Annotated in this window: 16 protein-coding genes; 7 read left to right on the top strand and 9 right to left on the bottom strand. The window is 55.3% G+C overall.

The window, feature by feature from the left end; translation table 11 throughout:
• Positions 1-89: 89 nt before the first annotated feature.
• From ACFE7X_RS09795 to ACFE7X_RS09785, 3 genes are all read left to right on the top strand, one after another.
• Positions 90-524, top strand: a complete 435-nt coding sequence (locus ACFE7X_RS09795; protein WP_375435498.1) for a DoxX family protein — start codon at positions 90-92, stop codon at positions 522-524.
• A gap of 119 nt (positions 525-643) precedes the next feature.
• Positions 644-1,813, top strand: a complete 1,170-nt coding sequence (uxuA, locus tag ACFE7X_RS09790; RefSeq protein ID WP_375435497.1) for a mannonate dehydratase — start codon at positions 644-646, stop codon at positions 1,811-1,813.
• A 396-nt stretch (positions 1,814-2,209) separates the two neighbouring features.
• Positions 2,210-3,958, top strand: a complete 1,749-nt coding sequence (locus ACFE7X_RS09785) for a M14 family metallopeptidase (protein WP_375435496.1) — start codon at positions 2,210-2,212, stop codon at positions 3,956-3,958.
• 114 nt (positions 3,959-4,072) lie between these two features.
• On the opposite strand, the gene ACFE7X_RS09780 is transcribed toward ACFE7X_RS09785, so the two are convergent.
• Positions 4,073-4,909, bottom strand: a complete 837-nt coding sequence (locus tag ACFE7X_RS09780; protein ID WP_375435495.1) for a hypothetical protein — start codon at positions 4,907-4,909, stop codon at positions 4,073-4,075.
• 179 nt (positions 4,910-5,088) lie between these two features.
• Here ACFE7X_RS09780 and ACFE7X_RS09775 point away from each other — a divergent pair, with 179 nt between their 5' ends.
• From ACFE7X_RS09775 to ACFE7X_RS09760, 4 genes are all read left to right on the top strand, one after another.
• Positions 5,089-5,985: an ABC transporter ATP-binding protein gene (locus ACFE7X_RS09775; protein ID WP_375435494.1), complete on the top strand. Its 897-nt coding sequence runs from the start codon at positions 5,089-5,091 to the stop codon at positions 5,983-5,985.
• Between the two features lie 107 nt (positions 5,986-6,092).
• Positions 6,093-6,854, top strand: a complete 762-nt coding sequence (locus ACFE7X_RS09770; RefSeq protein WP_375435493.1) for an ABC transporter permease — start codon at positions 6,093-6,095, stop codon at positions 6,852-6,854.
• Positions 6,855-7,353: 499 nt separating this feature from the next.
• Entirely contained in the window at positions 7,354-9,156 is a 1,803-nt protein-coding gene (locus ACFE7X_RS09765) for a GDSL-type esterase/lipase family protein (protein WP_375435492.1), read from the top strand.
• A 107-nt stretch (positions 9,157-9,263) separates the two neighbouring features.
• Complete coding sequence (locus ACFE7X_RS09760) at positions 9,264-9,695, top strand: DUF1810 domain-containing protein (RefSeq protein WP_375435491.1); 432 nt, start codon at positions 9,264-9,266, stop codon at positions 9,693-9,695.
• 283 nt (positions 9,696-9,978) lie between these two features.
• Here the strand turns inward: ACFE7X_RS09760 and ACFE7X_RS09755 are convergent, their stop codons facing one another.
• From ACFE7X_RS09755 to ACFE7X_RS09720, 8 genes are all read right to left on the bottom strand, one after another.
• On the bottom strand, positions 9,979-10,773 hold the full coding sequence (locus tag ACFE7X_RS09755) for a hypothetical protein (RefSeq protein WP_375435490.1): 795 nt from the start codon (positions 10,771-10,773) through the stop codon (positions 9,979-9,981).
• A 145-nt stretch (positions 10,774-10,918) separates the two neighbouring features.
• Positions 10,919-11,488 (bottom strand): cupin domain-containing protein, encoded by a 570-nt coding sequence (locus ACFE7X_RS09750; protein ID WP_375435489.1) that lies wholly within the window; start codon positions 11,486-11,488, stop codon positions 10,919-10,921.
• 179 nt (positions 11,489-11,667) lie between these two features.
• The gene (locus ACFE7X_RS09745) at positions 11,668-12,915 is read right to left on the bottom strand and encodes a bifunctional 3,4-dihydroxy-2-butanone-4-phosphate synthase/GTP cyclohydrolase II (RefSeq protein WP_375435488.1); all 1,248 of its coding nucleotides are present in this window, start codon (positions 12,913-12,915) and stop codon (positions 11,668-11,670) included.
• Between the two features lie 233 nt (positions 12,916-13,148).
• Positions 13,149-13,952 (bottom strand): pyrroline-5-carboxylate reductase, encoded by an 804-nt coding sequence (gene proC, locus ACFE7X_RS09740; RefSeq protein WP_375435539.1) that lies wholly within the window; start codon positions 13,950-13,952, stop codon positions 13,149-13,151.
• Positions 13,953-14,169: 217 nt separating this feature from the next.
• Entirely contained in the window at positions 14,170-15,216 is a 1,047-nt protein-coding gene (locus tag ACFE7X_RS09735) for a UbiA family prenyltransferase (RefSeq protein WP_375435487.1), read from the bottom strand.
• Complete coding sequence (locus tag ACFE7X_RS09730) at positions 15,209-15,916, bottom strand: HAD family hydrolase (protein ID WP_375435486.1); 708 nt, start codon at positions 15,914-15,916, stop codon at positions 15,209-15,211. Before ACFE7X_RS09730 ends, ACFE7X_RS09735 begins: the two co-directional genes overlap by 8 nt.
• Before the next feature lie 451 nt (positions 15,917-16,367).
• Entirely contained in the window at positions 16,368-17,552 is a 1,185-nt protein-coding gene (locus ACFE7X_RS09725) for a glycosyltransferase (RefSeq protein WP_375435485.1), read from the bottom strand.
• 11 nt (positions 17,553-17,563) lie between these two features.
• Positions 17,564-18,874 carry a glycosyltransferase family 4 protein gene (locus ACFE7X_RS09720; RefSeq protein ID WP_375435484.1) on the bottom strand — a complete coding sequence of 437 codons (1,311 nt, stop codon included), beginning with the start codon at positions 18,872-18,874 and terminating at the stop codon, positions 17,564-17,566.
• Positions 18,875-18,913 lie beyond the last annotated feature (39 nt).

Below are 18,913 nucleotides of genomic sequence, written 5' to 3'. Positions count from 1 at the left end.
TGATAAATAGTGTACTTTGGCCCTACCAGACGAGGTTCAATTCGTCTGCATGGTGCCACCAAGTACGGGCTTTGCCACTTTTTTCATCTATGGCTTTATTCAACAACCACTACCGCACCCACGACTTCGGCCTGTTGCTGCTGCGCGTGGGCATAGGCATCATGTTCACTATCCATGGCTACCCCAAGCTTGTCGGGGGACCGGAAAAATGGCTGGAGCTAGGCGGCGTGATGAAGATGCTAGGCCTGAACTTTGCGCCGGTTGCGTGGGGTTTCTTGGCCGCTATAGCCGAAGCAGTGGGCGGCCAGTTGATAGCGCTGGGCTTGTTCTTTCGGATTGCCTGCGCACTGTTGGTCGTGACCATGCTAGTTGCCACCGTCATGCACCTCAGGAGCGGCGACGCGTTCAACGCCTACTCACACGCCCTCGAATCGTTGATTCTGTTTTTGGGCCTTGCCTTTGCCGGTCCCGGCCGCTACAGCCTCGACCAACTCTTGTTTCCGGCTCGGCGTCGGTTGTACTAAATAGAATTAAGAATGAACAATTAAGAACGGGTCGTTCAACGTCCTCAACATAACTTTCTGAAAGCTTCCTTTTTTTCGTTGCTCATTTATCATCCTTCATTTTTAATTCTTAATTCCCCATGCCCCTCTTGCAAAGCTGGCGCTGGTACGGCCCCAACGACCCCGTAAGCCTCTCCGACATCCGGCAAGCCGGCGCTACTGATGTGGTGACGGCCCTGCACCACATTCCGAACGGCGAAGTATGGCCGGTAGTGGAAATCCAACGGCGCCAAGCTGAAGTAGCCGCCGCTGGCCTTACGTGGAGCGTGGTGGAGAGCGTACCGGTGCACGAGCACATCAAAACCCGCATCGGCGAGTACCAACGCTACATCCAGCACTACCAGGAGTCGTTGCGCAACCTGGCCGCCTGTGGTATCTACACGGTTACCTACAACTTCATGCCGGTGCTGGACTGGACCCGCACCGACCTGGCCTACGAAGTGGAAGACGGTTCCAAGGCTCTCCGCTTCGAGAAAGCCGCTTTCGTGGCCTTCGATACGCTGTTGCTGCAACGCCGCGACGCTAAGCATGACTATACCCCGCAGGAGCTGGCGCAGGCCGAAGCCCGCTTTGCCAGCATGAGCGACGCCGAAAAGCAACTCTTGCAGCGCAACATTATTGCCGGCTTACCGGGCAGCGAGGAAAGCTTCACGCTGGCGCAGTTTCAGTCGGCGCTCGATGCCTACCAAGGTATTGACGCCACCAAGTTGCGCGAGCACCTCATCTTGTTTTTGCAGGATATTGTGCCAGTGGCTGAAGAAGTGGGCATCAACCTCGCCATTCACCCCGACGACCCGCCCTACCCCATTCTGGGGTTGCCGCGCGTGGTAAGCACCGCCGCCGATGTGCAGGCCTTGGCCGACGCCGTGCCGTCCCGGCACAATGGCTTATGCTTCTGCACTGGCTCGTTTGGCGTGCGGCCCGACAACGATTTGCCGGCCATGGTGCGCCAGTTCGCCGACCGGATTCACTTTATCCACCTGCGTAGCACCCAGCGCGACGCCGATGGCAACTTCTACGAAGCCAACCACTTGGAAGGCGACGTGGACATGTACGCCGTGATGCGCGAATTGGTGCAAGTGATGCAGCAGCGCCAAGTACGCCTGCCCATGCGCCCCGACCACGGCCACCAAATGCTCGACGACCTGCACAAGAAAACCAACCCCGGCTATTCCGCCATCGGCCGCCTCCGGGGCTTGGCGGAGCTGCGCGGCTTGGAAATGGGCATCACGCGCGGGCTAACTGACTAGAATGTTTGGCAACGAGGGAAGGCATCTTGATTCTTCAGGTGCCCATGCTCTACAAGTAGTGGTTATGCGGCGCAGGCTAAAGCAGCCTAATCTTTACGCCTGAACAACTCCTGCCTGAGCACCCGCATCTGTCATTCTGAGCGGAGCGAAGAATCTTCTCACGCCCGAACAACCCCGCGTCTGTCATCCTGACGAAGGAAGGCCCTTATCACCGCTAAATGTGTCGGCTCGACGCCTGATGTTCTTGTGTGAGAAGATCCTTCGCTCCGTTCAGGATGACAGATAAGGAGGATAGACGGGAGTTGTTCAACGGCTATCAGCTAGCTCTATTCCTTGCGTTGCGTGCACATTCTGCGGGGAAACGCTAGTTTCGGGGCTTAAACCTTGCTCCTGACTATGCTTTCTTTTCTGCTGTCTGCCCTGTTGCTTGCCTCACCGCCCAAAGACGATTGGCGCACGCCTTTCGAGAAAAGCAACGGCAACACCACGGCCACCTATGCGGAGTGCATTGCTTACTATCAAAAGCTGGACGCCGCTTACCCCGAAATCCAGATGCGGGCGGTGGGCCCCACCGACAGCGGCCAACCGCTGCACGAGGTGGTAGTAGCACTGGATGGCCAGTTCAAGCCAGCGAATACGCAAGGCCGCCAGCGGCCGGTGGTCTTGATTCAAAACGGCATTCACCCCGGCGAGCCCGAAGGCATCGACGCCAGCATGGCCTTGGTGCGCGACTACGTGCAGAAGAAAGAGCTGCGGCGCCAGCTAGAAAACCTGACGTTGGTGATTATCCCGATTTACAACGTGGATGGAGCCCTAAACCGCAATTCCACCACCCGCACCAACCAGAATGGGCCCGAGAGCTACGGCTTCCGTGGCAACGCCCGCAACCTCGACCTGAACCGGGACTATGTAAAGCAGGATTCGCGGAATGCCCGCTCGTTTGCCGAGCTTTTCCAGCGTTGGCAGCCCGACATCTTTGTGGACACCCACACTTCTAACGGCGCCGACTACCAGTACACCATGACGCTGATTGCCACGCAGAAAGACAAGCTGGCCCCGGCTCTCAGCAACTACCTCACGCAGCGCCTGCTTCCCGCCCTGAATACCGGCATGGACAAGCGCAAGTCGCCGCTCACACCCTACGTGGACTTTGAAGGCCGGACGCCGGATGCCCGCGGCTTGGTCGGCTTTTTGGAAACTCCGCGCTACTCCACTGGCTATACCACGCTCTTCAACACCATCGGTTTCGTGACGGAGACGCACATGTTGAAAGCCTACGCGCCCCGCGTGCAGGCCACCTACGATTTTCTGGATGTGCTGCTGCGTTTCGTGCACACCGATGCAGCGGCCCTCACGCAGGCCCACGCCCAAGCAACGCAGAATCTCAGCGTGCAAACTACTTTCCCGCTGGCTTGGAAGCTTGATACTACGGCGGCCGATAAAATCAACTTTCGGGGCTACACCGGCAAAACCAAACCGAGCGAGGTCAGCGGCCAACCCCGCCTCTACTACGACCGGAAAGCGCCGTTCACTCGTCCACTCAACTACTACAACACGTTCCGGCCCACCGTCACGGTCTCGCGCCCGAAAGCGTATCTGATTCCACAGGCCTGGGGCGAGGTGCTCGACCGACTGCGGGTGGCCGGCGTCCCGTTGCAGCGCCTCACCCGCGACACCACCCTCACAGCCGAGGTGTACTACATCGACGACTACAAAACCAGTCCGCGCCCCTACGAGGGCCACTACCTGCACAGCGCCGTCACGGTGCGCACCACCCAACAGCCGCTGCGCTACTACCGCGGCGACTACGTAGCCCGCCTCGATAATGCAGCGGCCCGCTTCCTTGTCGAAATGCTCGAACCTCAGGCCACAGACTCGTATTTTGCCTGGGGCTTTTTCGACAGCATCCTACAGCAGAAAGAGCACTTCTCTGATTACGTATTCGAAGATGTAGCCGCCGACTTGCTCCGCCGCGACCCAGCCCTGCGGGCGCAATTAGAAAAGCAAAAGCAGCAGGACCCAGTGTTGGCAAAAAGCGGCGCGGCGCAACTGGACTGGGTGTACCGGCACTCCAAATATTACGAGCCCACCCACACGCGCTACCCTGTTGCCCGCTGGCAAGGCGGCGCGCTGGCTGTGGAGTAGTTGGTGGTTCTGCGGCGTTTTAGTAGCGGCAACTCACCCATTCTACTACAACTGGTGAGGAGCAAGGAAATTATTCTTGCGGTTGCAATGAGTTGGCGTAGGTTATAAATGCTGCTACTGCCTGCGCACTAGCAAATTAAGTTGATTGGCTTTCGCATATTGTTCTAGTTGCTGGGTGTGAGCGGCAAAAAGAGCGAATAACTGACGGCGCGGATGATGTAATTGGAGCGCCGTAGCCATAGCGGCTGCATTTGGCTCCACTATGTATAGATTATCATGCAGTTGATTGTACAACTCCTGTCTGCGGAGTAATAGTACGGGCCCGTTGGTTAATTGCTCGAAAAAAGCAGGGGCATCTACACTGGCTTCCAGACCCTTATTCAGCTTGTATGTACGGAAAAGGATTATTTTGGTGGAGTCCGGCATGTACGAATGGAGTTGCTTACCATGCAGTTTCTGGCCCCGTCTCTGGCTCTCAACGTAAAGAGGAAGTGCACCAGCCGATTGGGGCATAAGAGCGGCAGATGGGGTTAAATCTCCGTTAAGTCTGTGGCCTGAATAGTCACTTATAACCTGAAAAGACGTCATTTCATGGTTATTGCTTTGTTTTTCACCACCTACTCTCTTTTTAGAGGTTGCGTTTTTGTTAACCGTTCCCGCCTCTCGGGGCGCTTGGTTTAGCGTCTCCTGTGAAACAGCAAGTAGGCGGATAGAGGCCGCAGGTAACAGCCGCACGGCTTGGCCAGCATTTCGAATTTCTAATATATCCTGGTTGCAGTGCATTAACACGCTTCCCTGCACAGTATCGCCGGTAGCCAGTAGTATAGCGGCTGTCTTAAACTCCCTTACGAAAGTGCGTTGCGCTGTGCCCGACACACTTGTTAATAGACATAGCGTAGCAACAATTGTCAGTTTGCACCAAAGGGGCATGAATAAATCCATTCTTTTCATGTAAGTAATATAATGCTGAAAGTTCAATAGTGCCCCACTGCAAGAACTAGTTGTCAGGTATTGAACGAACCTCTACAGTTACAAAAGTTGTTTGGGCTTGCATCTCGGCGGCATTTACCGAAGCGAGACGGAAGTTTCGTTGTCACCTCAAACTCCGGCTTTTCCTATAGCTTCGCGCCATGGCCATCCTTGAACTCGACAATCTTTCTAAAGCTTACGGTAGCACCACTGCCCTCCGCAACCTCACGCTAAGCGTGGAGGCGGGGAGCGTGTACGGGCTACTCGGACCCAATGGCAGCGGCAAAACCACTACCCTCGGCATTGCCTTAGGCGTACTGCGGGCTTCGGGCGGCAGTGTGCGTTGGTTCGGGCAAGAGCCGTCGGCTAGCAACCGCCGCCGCGTAGGCGCGCTACTCGAAACGCCCAACTTCTTTCCCTATCTCTCGGCCCGCCAAAACTTACTGCTCGCTGCTGACGTCAAGCGCGCCGACCCCAGCACTGTTGATCGAGCCTTGGATATGACGGGCCTGGGTACTCGTCAGCATGACGCGTTCAAGGGGTTTTCCTTGGGCATGAAGCAACGCCTGGCCCTCGCGTCTACTCTGCTAGGCAACCCTGAAGTGCTGGTGCTCGACGAGCCAACCAATGGCCTCGATCCGCAAGGCATTGCCGAAGTGCGCGACCTAGTCACGCGCTTGGCCGCCGACGGCAAAACCATCATCATTGCCAGTCACCTGCTCGACGAAATCGAGAAAGTATGTACCCATGTGGCCGTGCTCCAACGCGGCGACTTACGCGCCGCTGGCCCTGTGCACAGCATCCTCGCCACCGCCGACCGGGTGGTGCTACGCCCCGCCCCCGACACTCTCGTTGCTACTTTCCAGCAAGCTTTGGCAACGCTGCCCTGGGTGTCGGATGTGCGGCTCGAAGCGGCCGGAGCCTTCAGCGCCGCTCTAGCAACAGGCCAGGGGCCCGCCGACCTCAACCGTGCTTTATTCGCGCAAGGCATTGCGTTGGCCGGCTTGGAAGTGCGCCACCGCAGCCTGGAAGCGCAGTTCTTGGAGCTAACTAAGTAACTAACTATTAGCTAGCTGCATGGCCAGCTAGTTGGCGGCACTGTCAGCCAGTCGAACAAGCCGCCCTCAACGGTGCAGGTATTTACCAACTCAACAATTCCCTTCGTATGTTCCGCGCTGAGCTCCGTAAAATCCTGCCTTATCGTACCGTCTGGATAATTCTAGCGCTTTTTCTGGTGCTACTGGCGCTGTTTGTGTCGGCGGGGGGCAGCGTGGTGCTGAACGGGCAGCAGATTGGTGCTACGCTATATACCTTTCCGGGGCTGTGGCAGAAACTGGCGTATGTGGCTAGTTACTTTAATTTGCTGCTGGGTATTTTGCTGATTATCCTGGTAACCGACGAGTTCCAGTTTCGCACGTTTCGCCAACAAGTAATTGATGGCGTTTCGGTGGCCGAACTACTGCAAAGCAAGTTGCTGATATCGGGCTTGTTGGCGGTTTTTGGCATGCTGGCGGTGCTCGTACTTGGCTTGTATTTTGGTTTGACGCGAGCCGCCGATACGGCCAACCAAGCCACGGTGGGCATCACGGCCGTGGCCTTGTACGGCGTGCAGATACTAGGAATGTTGTCGTTGGCGGCGCTGCTGGCGGTGCTGGTCCGCCGTAGTGGTCCAAGTATTCTGCTGTTCCTGCTTTACGCTTGGGTGGCTGAGCCCCTGCTGCGCTTTTCCTTGCCCGATACGCTGGATCGTTACCTTCCCGCGAAAGTGTTCAACAGCCTCACGCCCATGCCCGGCCAAGAAGTGCTCGACACTATGACCGGTCCCTCCGCGGCGCTGCTGCCCACTCAAGCCTTGCCATTAGCGCTGGCGTATACGGCGCTATTTTGGGGTTTGAGTTACCTGCTGATGCGTAGTCGGGATTTATAGTCCTTCTTCTTTTTACAAAGGCTCAGTAGTGCGTAACGCACTATCAATCAATCCGAATGTGCTACTGCGCAGGATATAACGTTGGCATAAACCAATATAATATATAAGTATTTTAATTAATTGATATTTATAGCTTTTACGCTTTTAGTACCAATTTATATAAACCGTAAATATTAATAGCATACTTTTATAACTATTTGGCTGCTAGCTCGTCACTTAAGCAATTGCATTCTGCACTGTAAAGTTTTTCAGGCTGTAGGTGTACTCTTAGCTGTCATCACTAAGGGTAAATGCGTTTTCATGCTATCCTACCCTTGTACAAGAAGGCTTTGCAGGTTGCTTTATCTCTTCCCTCACACCAAAACCTGTTGCTATGAAACAAAACTTTTCCGCGAATCTTACCCCAAGTCCTCCTTCTTTTCAATGTTACAAGGCACTGTTTGCTTTGTCGCTGTTGCTGCTGAGTTTCTCAGGCGCACTTCAGGCGCAAGTCAAAATTATGCCTTTCGGCGATTCGGTGACGCAGGGCGATGCGCAACACAACAGCTACCGCCGTCCCCTCTGGATTAAGCTGCAAAACGGCGGCTACTACGTTGATTTTGTGGGCAGCCAGAACAGCAATTTTGCCGGACCACCACGAAACACTGATTTCGACCTCAATCATGAAGGACACTGGGGCTGGCGCGCTGATGAGCTGCTGTACTCGGTGACCGATTGGGCCTCCACCTATCACCCTGATATTGTGCTGTTACACGTTGGCACCAACGACATGCTCCAAGGACAGAGCGTGAGCAGCACAGTAGATGAAATCAGCCAGATCATAGATCGGCTGCGAAGCGTAAATCCTAACGTCAAGCTGCTACTAGCCAAACTTATACCTACCACCAGAAGTATCAACGGTACTATCAGCGCGCTGAATGAGGCCTTGGCCGGACTAGCCAGCCAGAAGAATACCACGCAATCGAGTGTGACCCTTGTAGATCAGAATGCCAACTTCGATGCCTACGCCGACACCTATGATGGTGTGCATCCCAACGATGGAGGCGAAGAAAAAGTGGCGGCGGCGTGGTACCATGCCCTTCAGCCCCTGCTAGCCTCTACTCCATCAGTAGTCCTGTTGCCGGCAGTAAATCCAGCGAATACTACGGCTGGTTTAACTTATCAGTATTACGAAGGCAGTTGGCAAGAACTCCCCGATTTCAACAGTTTGGTTCCGGCCAAGGAAGGCACCACAAACGAGCCTACGCTGGCGCCCCGTAACCGCGACGAACACTTTGCTTTTCGCTACACCGGCTACATAGACGTGCCCGCCGATGGCGAATACACCTTCTATACGGCCTCCGATGATGGCTCGCAGTTCTTCATTGGCTCGAATCTGGTCGTCGACAACAACGGCCTGCACAGCCTGCACGAACGTTCGGGCACGATTGGCTTACAGCGCGGCAAGCACGCCCTGACTGTCACTTTCTTCGAAAGCATGGGCGGCCAGGAATTTAATGTCAGCTACCAAGGTCCGGGCATCAGCAAAAGAACAATTCCCGCTGCGGCTTTGTACCGGCAGGGCGCTGCGGAAAGCTCTACGGCGGGTTTTTACCGGGCCATCAACCTCAACGGGCCGGCACTACAGCTGGATGGCAATGCCTGGGAAGGCGGTACGGCACCCAATTTCTCGTACTCGGGCAATACCCATGAAAATCAAGGGGTAGACCTAAGCCCAAGCACTGACCCGGACCGGGCGCACATGCTTCGCTCCATGATCTGGGGAAGCGCCGTTTCGCTCACGCTAAGCGCGGTACCCAACGGTAGCTACGACGTGTATCTGTACGTGTGGGAAGACAACCACCCGGAGACCTTCAGCATCGAGTTGGAGAACACCAGAGTTTTAAGTGACCACAACAGCGAGGGCGCGGGCAGGTGGAATAAACTGGGCCCGTGGCGCACCACCATCACCGATGGAACCCTCAACTTAGAGGCGCGCGGCGGGGCCGCGAACCTCTCGGGGCTGGAAGTATGGCGAGTTGGTGCTGACAACGGCTTGCGAGCTGCCCAAACCCTCAGCAGCACCGACAAGCTCAACGTACATCCTAATCCCAGTGCCACGCAGGTATTCCTGACCACCGAGGCCAACGACTGGCGCCAAGCTGTGGTGCGCGACAGTTACGGCCAGGTGCGCCTAACCCAGGCGCGTCAGCCGGTGGATATGGGTTTGAACGTTTCTGCTTTGCCCAACGGCGTGTACATGGTGGAAGTGAAATCCGCTACCGGCCAAGTACTGCGCAGCCGACTGCTGATAGAACACTAAGCCCACAAAGGCCATCCTGAATTTTAGGTGAAAATTCGTTTGATCAGTAGCCAGGAAGTTGCGTAGGCTAGCCTACAAGCCATTTCCACCAACTTATATATCCTCTGATGAGCAACGAGAGCAGCTTACAACGCTTTATTGACGCCCAGGAAACGTCGTACCCTACTGCCCTGGCCGAGATTAAACAGGGCAGAAAACAGAGCCATTGGATGTGGTATATTTTTCCGCAGCTGCAAGGGTTGGGGATGAGTTCCACCTCTCAGTACTACGGGCTGAAAGATGCCGCGGAAGCGGAGCAGTACGCCAAGCACCCATTGCTAAGCCAGCGGCTACTTACCCTCTGTGATGCCTTGCTGGAACTTAAAAGCTCGAATGCCACCACGATTATGGGCAGCCCAGACGATGTTAAGTTGAAATCGTCCATGACGCTCTTTGCCTCCTTGCCCGGCACCAATCCTATATTCCAGCGCGTGTTGGACAAGTTTTTTCAGGGCTCCCAAGACACGAATACACTGCGCCTACTCGGCCGTCAATCCTAAGCACGCAACTTAGTTCGCTTGACTTACTGGCTGCAAAGGCTGGCTTAGGCGCTGCTTTTCAGTTGCACCATACGTCGTCCTGGGTATTCGCAGAATTGCGCTAACGCGTGTTATCGAGGCGAAAAATAAAAAGTGGCGGCTAGTAGAAAGCCGGCTCTGCAACAAAAAAGCCCAGCTATCTAGCTGGGCTTTTTTGTTGGATGATTCTAAGCTCTGAAGGATAGGGCAGTTGCAAACTTACCAGACGATGGTGCCCTTCACTTCCCTTGCAAAAACACCCTGTTTATTTAGCGTCCTCCTTCACCAAGGAGTTAGCATAGTTCACGATGAACGCTAGTTCGCGCGCTATTGTGAAGCTTAGCTGGTTTTGTTTCGCGTATTGCTCTAGTTGTTTGGACTGCCCCCGGAACACGTTCAGCAAATCCTTTTTAGGATTACGAAGCGCAATAACTTCACCGGCAGGGGTCGCCAGAAAGAAGTCGTCCTTCATTTCGGTGTAGGTGCCCATAGGGCGGCCGGCTCCGTACGGGTTTCCGTAGCCGTAACCGCCGTATCCATAGGGTCCGGAGTTGGGCACGGTGCGCTGCATCAGCGACTCACGGCGGAGCAACATGCGGGGCCCGTTGCTGAGCTGCTCGAAAAACGCCGGCGACTTGAAGTCGCTGTAGTCGTTGCCGCGGTTCCAGCGGTAGGTCCGAAACACGCGCACCCGGTTCAAATCCGACTCTTCCGAGCGCCGGGAACTGAAGAGCGGGTTACCGTAGTAGAAACCATTGCGGGCGTCATAAAAGTTATCGTAGTAGCCGGTGCCCCGGCGGCTGTCCCGGTTTTCGCCTTTCACGGCAAAGCTGTTGATGGCCACCGCCGAAAGCGTCGTGACGGTACCATCGGGCTGCGCCATCATAAGCACGTCTTGGTCGCGGCGGAGCGTAATGGGGCCGCGCAGGGTGTCACCATTCGTAAGCAGAATGGTGCTGCCCGCAAATTGCTGGACGAAAGCGGATTGTTGGGCCTGAGTGGTGCTGACCACGGCCAGCAGCCCAACCAAGAAAGTGAAAACGAATGCAAAACGGGGCATACTCATAGTGGAAGAAAGATAACCGAAAAACGCGCGCTAGCCGTAGCAACGGCACCATTTTTCAGGACTAAAGTCGTTCATCTCACTGCCCTAACTCTCTGCGAAGCCCCTGGGTTCACTTGGTGGAACGCAATACCCTTTTATCTCAGTCAGGCTTCAACAGCGGTCCAAGAAACCGCATTCCATGCTTTTCGGCCAATCCTTTTCGCGCTTCCGGCCTTTGATCGGGCATCTGGCTGGCGATGCGGAAGAATTCTTCCATGGTACCAGCCGGCTGGTGCATCACTATGAGCCGGGCCACGCCGGCGCTAGTTTTCACGAAGGCGTGAGGCATAGTACGGGGCACCATAAGCGTATCGCCCGCTTTCAGGCGCATAATTTCTTCGCCTGTCTGGAATTTAAATTCCCCGTCGAGCACGTAAAACCATTCGTCGCAGTCGGTGTGCAGATGCAGTTGCGGCCCCAGGTTGCCCCGCCGAAGCGTATCGAAGACCACGCAGCGCCCCTCCGTATCCTTGCCCGATACTTTCACGGTGAACGTGGCGTCCAGAAACTCGAACGGCTGATTGGAGCGGTCGGTGCCGGTCCTGACCAGCACGCTTTTCCTAGGTTCCTCGCTCGGCGTCAAACTATTTGAAATCCCAGCGAAAGGCGAGTCGACATATGCCAAACTCGGAGCTGCCAACGAAAGCTGAAGAAAGGAACGGCGTTGCATAAGCGCTAAGCATAAGTAGTGAAAATCTAATATACACCCTAACGACTTGACTAATAGCGGGATCACCTTTATATGTGATGCCAGTGAACAACCACTTCCCAAGCAAACAACAAAGCAAAACACCCCACCCGGATTCGGATGAGGTGTTGTCATGCTACAATAGCTCTCGGAACAGATCTTTACACTACACCCAAAGCGGGGTCCGGATTGACGTGCGAGGCGTGAGTTTGGTTTAGAATCGTATGGCCAAGCTTATCACGTTTGGTGGTGAGGTAGCTCTGATTGTGCTCATTGGGCTCGATTTCAATGGCCACTGCTTCCACAATTTCAAGTCCGTAACCAACCAGCCCCGTACGCTTGCGCGGATTATTGGACAGTAACCGCATTTTGCTGATGCCCAAGTCGCGCAAAATCTGCGCCCCTACCCCATAGTCCCGCTCATCGACGCCAAAACCAAGTTCCACGTTGGCTTCCACCGTGTCGCGGCCTTGCTCTTGGAGCTTGTAGGCCCGCAACTTATTGAGCAGCCCAATGCCGCGGCCTTCCTGGTTCATATACACAATTACGCCCCGGCCTTCGCGTTCGATTTGTTCCATGGCTTTGTGCAACTGCGGACCACAATCGCAGCGGCAGCTCCCGAAAATATCGCCCGTTACGCACGAGCTGTGCACGCGGACCAGCACCGGCTCGGGCGTGGAAATGTCGCCTTTCACCAACGCCAGATGTTGGGCGCCGTTGGAGCTTTGGGTGAAGGAATACAAGTCGAAGTCGCCCCACTGGGTGGGCATCCGCACAGAAATATCCCGCGAGATGAGGCTTTCCTTAGCGAGACGGTATTTGATCAGGTCCTGCACCGAAATCAGCTTCAGATTCCACTTGGTGGCAACGGCACGCAACTCGGGCAGCCGGGCCATTTCGCCGTCTTCACGCAGTATCTCAACCAATACCCCGGCTGGCTCGAAGCCAGCCAAGCGGGCCAAATCCACCGCCGCTTCGGTGTGCCCAGCCCGGCGCAGCACTCCTTCTTTACGAGCTTTCAAAGGGAAAATATGACCGGGCTTGCCAAGCTCTTCGGGCTTGGTTTCGGGGTCGATGAGGGCCAAGATGGTCTTGGAGCGGTCGGAAGCCGAAATGCCAGTGGTAACGCCGTTCTTCAGTAGGTCGATGCTGACGGTAAAGGGGGTGGCGTGCAGGGCGGTGTTGCGGCCGACCATCAGCTCCAATCCTAACTCTTCGCAACGGTCTTCGATCAGCGGGGCGCAGACGAGGCCCCGGCCGTGGGTGGCCATAAAATTGATGATTTCGGGCGTGGCACAACGGGCCGCGCAAATAAAGTCGCCTTCATTTTCACGGTCTTCGTCGTCTACTACCACTACTACCTTGCCCGCCCGGATATCGGCAATGGCGTCTTCTATGGAATCAAGCATGGAAAGCTGATTATACGCTGATATAAAAGGATTTCGCGGAGTGTACGTATGACAACCCAGCCGCGAAGCTGAAGAACAACCACTAACAGCGGTGCGAAGTTACAATAGCCGAAATTGTGAAGAAGGGAAATGCTTAGTTGTGAGCCCGGGAAAGGCGAGATTGGTGTTCTACTTGAACCACTTGCTTGGCCAGAACGTCAACCTCACCTTTCCCGGGCTCACGCTTTCGGTGCTTACTCTTTCGCTAACTCAGTGGCTCGTTGCTGGGCGGCTTTTATGCCATCAACCAGCGTATCAGCGAGGTTGCCGGCGCGGAAGGCGCGCAGGGCGGCTTCGGTGGTGCCGCCTTTCGAGGCCACGTTGGCAATTAGTTGGTCGAGGCTTTGGTCGGAATTGTTGAGCAGGTGGAAAGCGCCCAGCATGGTCTGCTTCACTAGTAAACCAGCCACCGATTCGGAAAAGCCTAGCTCCTGCCCGGCGCGCATCATGGCTTGCACAATGTAGTAGAAGTAGGCGGGTCCGCTGCCGCTCACGGCCGTCACGGCGTCGAGCAAACTCTCGTCCTCCAGAAAAATCGAGCGGCCGGTGGCGTTCAGCAAGTTTTCAACTTGGTGCAAGCGGGTGCGCTCCACTTCCGGCGCCGCCGAAAACCCTGTAATGCCCATGCCTAACAACGCGGGCGTATTGGGCATGGCCCGCAATACCTGCCGATGATTGAGTTCGCGCTGCAACCGCGTAATGGGAATCCCCGCCATGATAGATACCACAATTTGCTGGGGTTGCAGCACGCTCCGCAAACCGTCGGCGGCCCGCCCGAAATCCTGCGGCTTCACGGCGACCAGCACCACATCGTAGTCGCCGACGGCGGCGGAAACTAGCCCCGTTGGCAACCCTGGCTGGCTGACGCTGAGGCGCTGGCAGTGCGCATCGTCGCGGCCCAGGAGCAGCATATCGGTGCGGGCTACAAGGTTGTATTGCAAAAATGCCTTGGCAAACGCCTGCCCCATGTTACCGCAGCCCAGAATGGCAATGCGCAGATTGTTGTTCATTTCAAGCAAAAGTAGTTGATTCGCAAACCCCTCTTTGTCGAGCTTCTCTGGTCTCCAATGCCAGGCGATACAAGCGTGGCGGCCTCAATGATAAGACGAAACGAGCAGTCTATTACGCAAAAGTGCCCATAACTCACGGGGAGCTATGGGCACGAAGCTAAGTTTGGTAGTGAATCAGGAGTACTCCGGGCAATGCTGTGCTTGCTTACTTGTTCAGACTGAACTGAGCTTCAAGCAAATTGGAAAGTACCGGAATCCGGACGAACATGAGCGTAACCAGCAGCAGGCAGAACAGCACCACATACGTCATAAACCACTTGCGCGTGTAGAGCTTTTCGGAACCTTGCACGGGCGAGTTTTCCAGCAACCCAATCTTCAAATACCAAGCGAAAAGCAGTGCGAAGAAGGGAAAGCTTAGCAGCAACTCAATGCGGTTTTTAATTAGGAAGATGCCCAGGAAAAACGCCGACGTCAGGGCGTAGAAGAACATGGAAATCAGCAGGCTGTTCTCGGTGTAGAACTGGAAAGAACGACGGTAGAGGCCGGCCAATTCTGGATTCTTGATCAGGCGATACTCAGCGAAGCGCTTGGTAGCCATCAGGTACGCCCCACCCATCCAGTAGGCGATAATGATACTGGAAGGCGGCAGGCTGTGGAAAAAAGAGGAGGCGTTGAACGTTGCTGCGGTAAGGGCAGGCGCCACTATAAACCAGCCGAGCATAAAGCGGATAGGGTTGTTGACCGACTCCGACAGCACATCCAAGTACACCCGCTCTTTGGTACGGAAAGGGCGCACGTTATAAAACACGCCCATCACCAGCAGGAAGATGGAAATCAACAGGAACTGGATGTTGATTTGGTAGGCTAAGAAGAACCCAACGGCTGCCAAGAGGAACCATTCGGTATACACCAGCACTGGGTTAACTACCCGCACCACGGAGGTACGCTGCTTCTTCAGCGGGTGGAACTTGTCGAATTCAGCATCGAGATACTCGTTGATAACGTAGTTGGCCGAGGCAACCAAGCAGGTGCTGATCAGGCCGATAACAAGCTTAACAAAGAGAGCGGTATCGAGTGGAACCCGGTAGATGATGAGGGCGAAGAGTACGCCCGGCATCATAAACACGTTTTTAACCCAGTTGTCGGGCCGGGCAATGGCAATGTAGTCAGCTATACCAGCTGGCACCCGAGTCACGAGACTGTCGTCAGTTGGTATGACCTCAGGCGAGGCAGAAATAGATGCTTTATCCATGAGTAGGGGTCGTTAAGATGGCGGCGAGTTGTTGTTCTAGTTGTGTGTAAAACGTGAATTGGTCGAAGGGCTGCTTGTCGACAATCAGATAAGGCATACCGGCGCGCTCAGCGCAAACGCCGTCGAGTTCGGGTCGGTCACCAATAAAAAGGCATTCGGAAGGCGAAATGCCTAGCTCGGCCGTGAGGTAAAGTAAACCCTGGGGGGCGGGCTTGAGGTGATTGATGTGCGGATCAGTAGAGCTGACGATGATATCAGCAGCCAAGTTCATAGCGGTAAGCTTGTCCTGAGCGGGGTAGTCGGAATAAATCCCAATGGTGATGCCACGCTGGCGTAGGGCTGCAAAAAAAGATTGAGTGCCGGGGTATACGCATTTTGCCAGATATTGGTTGGGATGCTGAAACATCCAGTAGTCAACCACTTTCCTAACCTTTTCGAGTGGGAAACCGCCTCCATCGGCGCACCAGGCGTACTGGGCATTTTCCAGATCGGGTATCGCCATACCAGGGCGCTTTTCCCGCTCCACCCGAAACCGTTGCAGAATCCGCATTTCTTGCAGCCGCCAAGGGCGCAACGCGTAATACCCGAGCAGGTCTACGAGCATTTTAGAGCGAAGCCGTGACTGAGTGTAGAGGGTACCGTCCACATCAAAAATCACTGCCTTTACTCTGTCCCAATCAACTTGTTTCGAATATGTCATTATTTGGATGTAAAACTATTGCAGGGATATAGTGAAAAGACATGTGATTTGAATTATTCACATGTAGAATATGATTACCTGCATTAAGCTTTAAATTATACTTTTTCAAAATTATGCCATATAAAGCATTAATCCAAATTGATGTGAAAATATTATAATGGCGTACAGCAATACAAACGATTGTTATGCGTCTAAACCCATTTTTACCTAGTTATAAGGAACCAAAAAGCAGCTTACTACTAGTGCCTTCCAGCCATTCTTTTAACTGAAAATCAACTTGGTAGCTAAGCTAACCTTGGTGCTGCGCTATTTTCTATTTTGGGCTGTGCGAATAACTTTCTTTCCTCTGTAAACGCCTGCCACTAAGTGATAGGCAAGCACCAGCACATACATATTAAACGCTTCCCTCCTTCTAACTCCTTAGCGAAAACTTAACCGAGTGAACAGCGTGCTATCCGCTAGCCTTTACGCCCTCAAACAACGATTCGAGCTGATTGGCGGACACTTCCCAGTTGTAGTGCTCTTGCACAAAGGTGCGGCCTTGCCTTGCTAAGCGAGCGGCTAGTTCCGTGTTCGTGAGCAGGGAGCTAATGCCGTCGGCTAGCTCGGCAGCTGATTCCCCGACTAACAGGTCCTGACCAGGACGACCGTGCAAGGCATTGTTAGCTAGTGGCGTGGTAACGGAGGGCAGTTCCATCGCCATAGCTTCAAGCAGCTTGTTTTGCAAACCCGTCCCGACGCGCATGGGCGCCACAAACACGCGGGCGGCAGCATAGGCGTCCCGAATATCGTCGATCCAGCCACTAACCGTAACTGCCTCCGAAGCCAAAGCCAACACCCGCGGAGCCGGTGTGGTGCCCGCAATGAGCAGCCGCGCGGCAGGGTGCGTGCGCCGCACCAAAGGCAGAATTTCAAGGGCCAAAAACTCGACGGCATCCACATTAGGGTGGTAGCTCATATTACCGCAGAACAGGATATCGTACGTTTTGGGAACGGCCCGGGGCTTGAAGAAATCGGTGTCGATGCCGTTGCGTACGATGCGAATTTCCTCGCGCCGGGGGTGTTCGATGAGTTGCCGGTCTTGTTCGGAGATGATGATGTGCGACTGAAACCAATCGAAGGCCGCTGCTTCGTACGCCAGTAGACTCCGGCCTTCATGGCCATACACCTTGCTTTGAGCCCACGAACTCTGGTCGGCGCGGCGCAGCATTCCGGTCGAGAAGACATCCATATAATCGAGCGTCATGGGCAAGCGGCCGGCGTAGGTGCGCACGTAATGCGCCATCCGGATAAGCTGGCAGTATACGTGCTGGGGTTGAAACTCACGAATCAGCGCATCGAGGCGGCGCTGTACGCGGGTATCGTAGAAATAGCCTACCTGCAAGGGCAGTCCTTGTAGGAGGGCCTGCGCCATGTTGCGCGCTATGCCCGGCCGCCGTAGGCGCTGCACGTGCAGGCCACCCACGCACAGGGGCCGCACGGCCGCGTAAGCAGCCGCGGAAACCTCCTCATCGGAAAGGCAGAACAGGCAGATTTCGTGGTGACGGGCCAGGTACCGGAGCTGATGGTAGGCCCGCAACTTGTCGCCTTTGTCGAGGGGAAATGGAAAGCGGGACAGTAGAACAAGGAGCTTCATGTGCGGCAAACTTACGCCGTTTCAACCCGGCGCTCCCGCACCACGCTGTATAAGTCCAGAAAACGCTCCACCACCCGGCGGTTATCGTAGAGGCGCACTATGGTGCGGGTGGCTTCGCGCCCGATAAGGTTGGCGGGCAGTTGGCCGTGGTAGTAGCGCCCAATGGCTTCCACCCACGCCGCCGGCGTGTCGCGCAGCACAATGTCGTGGCCGTCGCGGACGTGGATGCCTTCGGCGCCCAACGTGGTACTCAAGATGCACTTGCCCAAGGCCATGCCCTCGATGATTTTGATGCGCATGCCGCCCCCACTCAACAATGGCACCAGCATCACCTCGTACTGCTGCATAAATTGCTGCGCCGATTCCACAAAGCCATGTACAACGACATTGGGCAACTGCAATTCCCGGAACCGAGCGGGCATTTCCTTGCCCGCCAGATGCAGCTCCAGCTTCGGGTATTGCGCGTGCACCTGCGGCCAGATTTCGGTGAGAAACCAGTCGAGACCTTCCTGGTTGGGCAGCCAGTTCAAGGTGCCAATCATGAACAAAGTATTCGGTTTGGGCTGGATAGCAGCATCTAGTTGAAACCGCTCCAGATGCACCCCGGCCGGCACAAACACTACGGGTTCCTGGCAGCCCAACTTCCGCAAACGCTGCTGGTCGGGCTCGGTAATGGCCGCGACGGCGTCGAAGCGCGGTAGGTAGTGCTGCTCGAACTGCTGCATGCGGCCGGCCAAATGACGCAGATATAATCTTTTGAGTGGATTTCGCTCGCGCCGAGCCAGCATCTGCCAAATGGTGTACTCCACGTTGTGAGCCCGCACTACCACCGGCACGCCGGGCGCTACGCGCCGCACCACTTCCTCGTACCAGGCCACAAACGTACCTTCTAGCTGAACCACATCCACTGCCTGCGCGCGCAAAATCTCGGTAAGCTGCTCGGCGGCTTCCGCGCTTACAAACCGCTCCACGTTGTATGGGAGCCGGCTCGCCACCAAGTTGCGCAGCGCCCTAACCGGCGACAGGCGCGTGTCTACGTCCACCGTCACGAGGCGCATATTGGGGCCAAGATGGGCCAGCGCATCGGCGGGTTGGTGGTGCTTAGGCGTGTTCAGGGCCAGTACCGTAACGCGGTGCCCGGCCCGGATGAGGCCCGCAGCCACGTCGTACATAGCAATGGCGCCCCCATCGGTGGGTGGATACGGGACGCGCGGACAAACTTGCAGAATATGCACGTTGCAGTAGATGGGTTGGGTTGGCAAAGCTACAAAGAACGGGCAGGCGGCAAAGTCAACCGTAGCGCTGGCTACAGTTTGCCGCACTACATAGTGCCATAGTGCCGCTGACGGATAACGGATACC

Source organism: uncultured Hymenobacter sp., assembly GCF_964242765.1.
Lineage (GTDB): Bacteria > Bacteroidota > Bacteroidia > Cytophagales > Hymenobacteraceae > Hymenobacter.
This window is presented reverse-complemented; position numbering and strand designations above follow the sequence as displayed.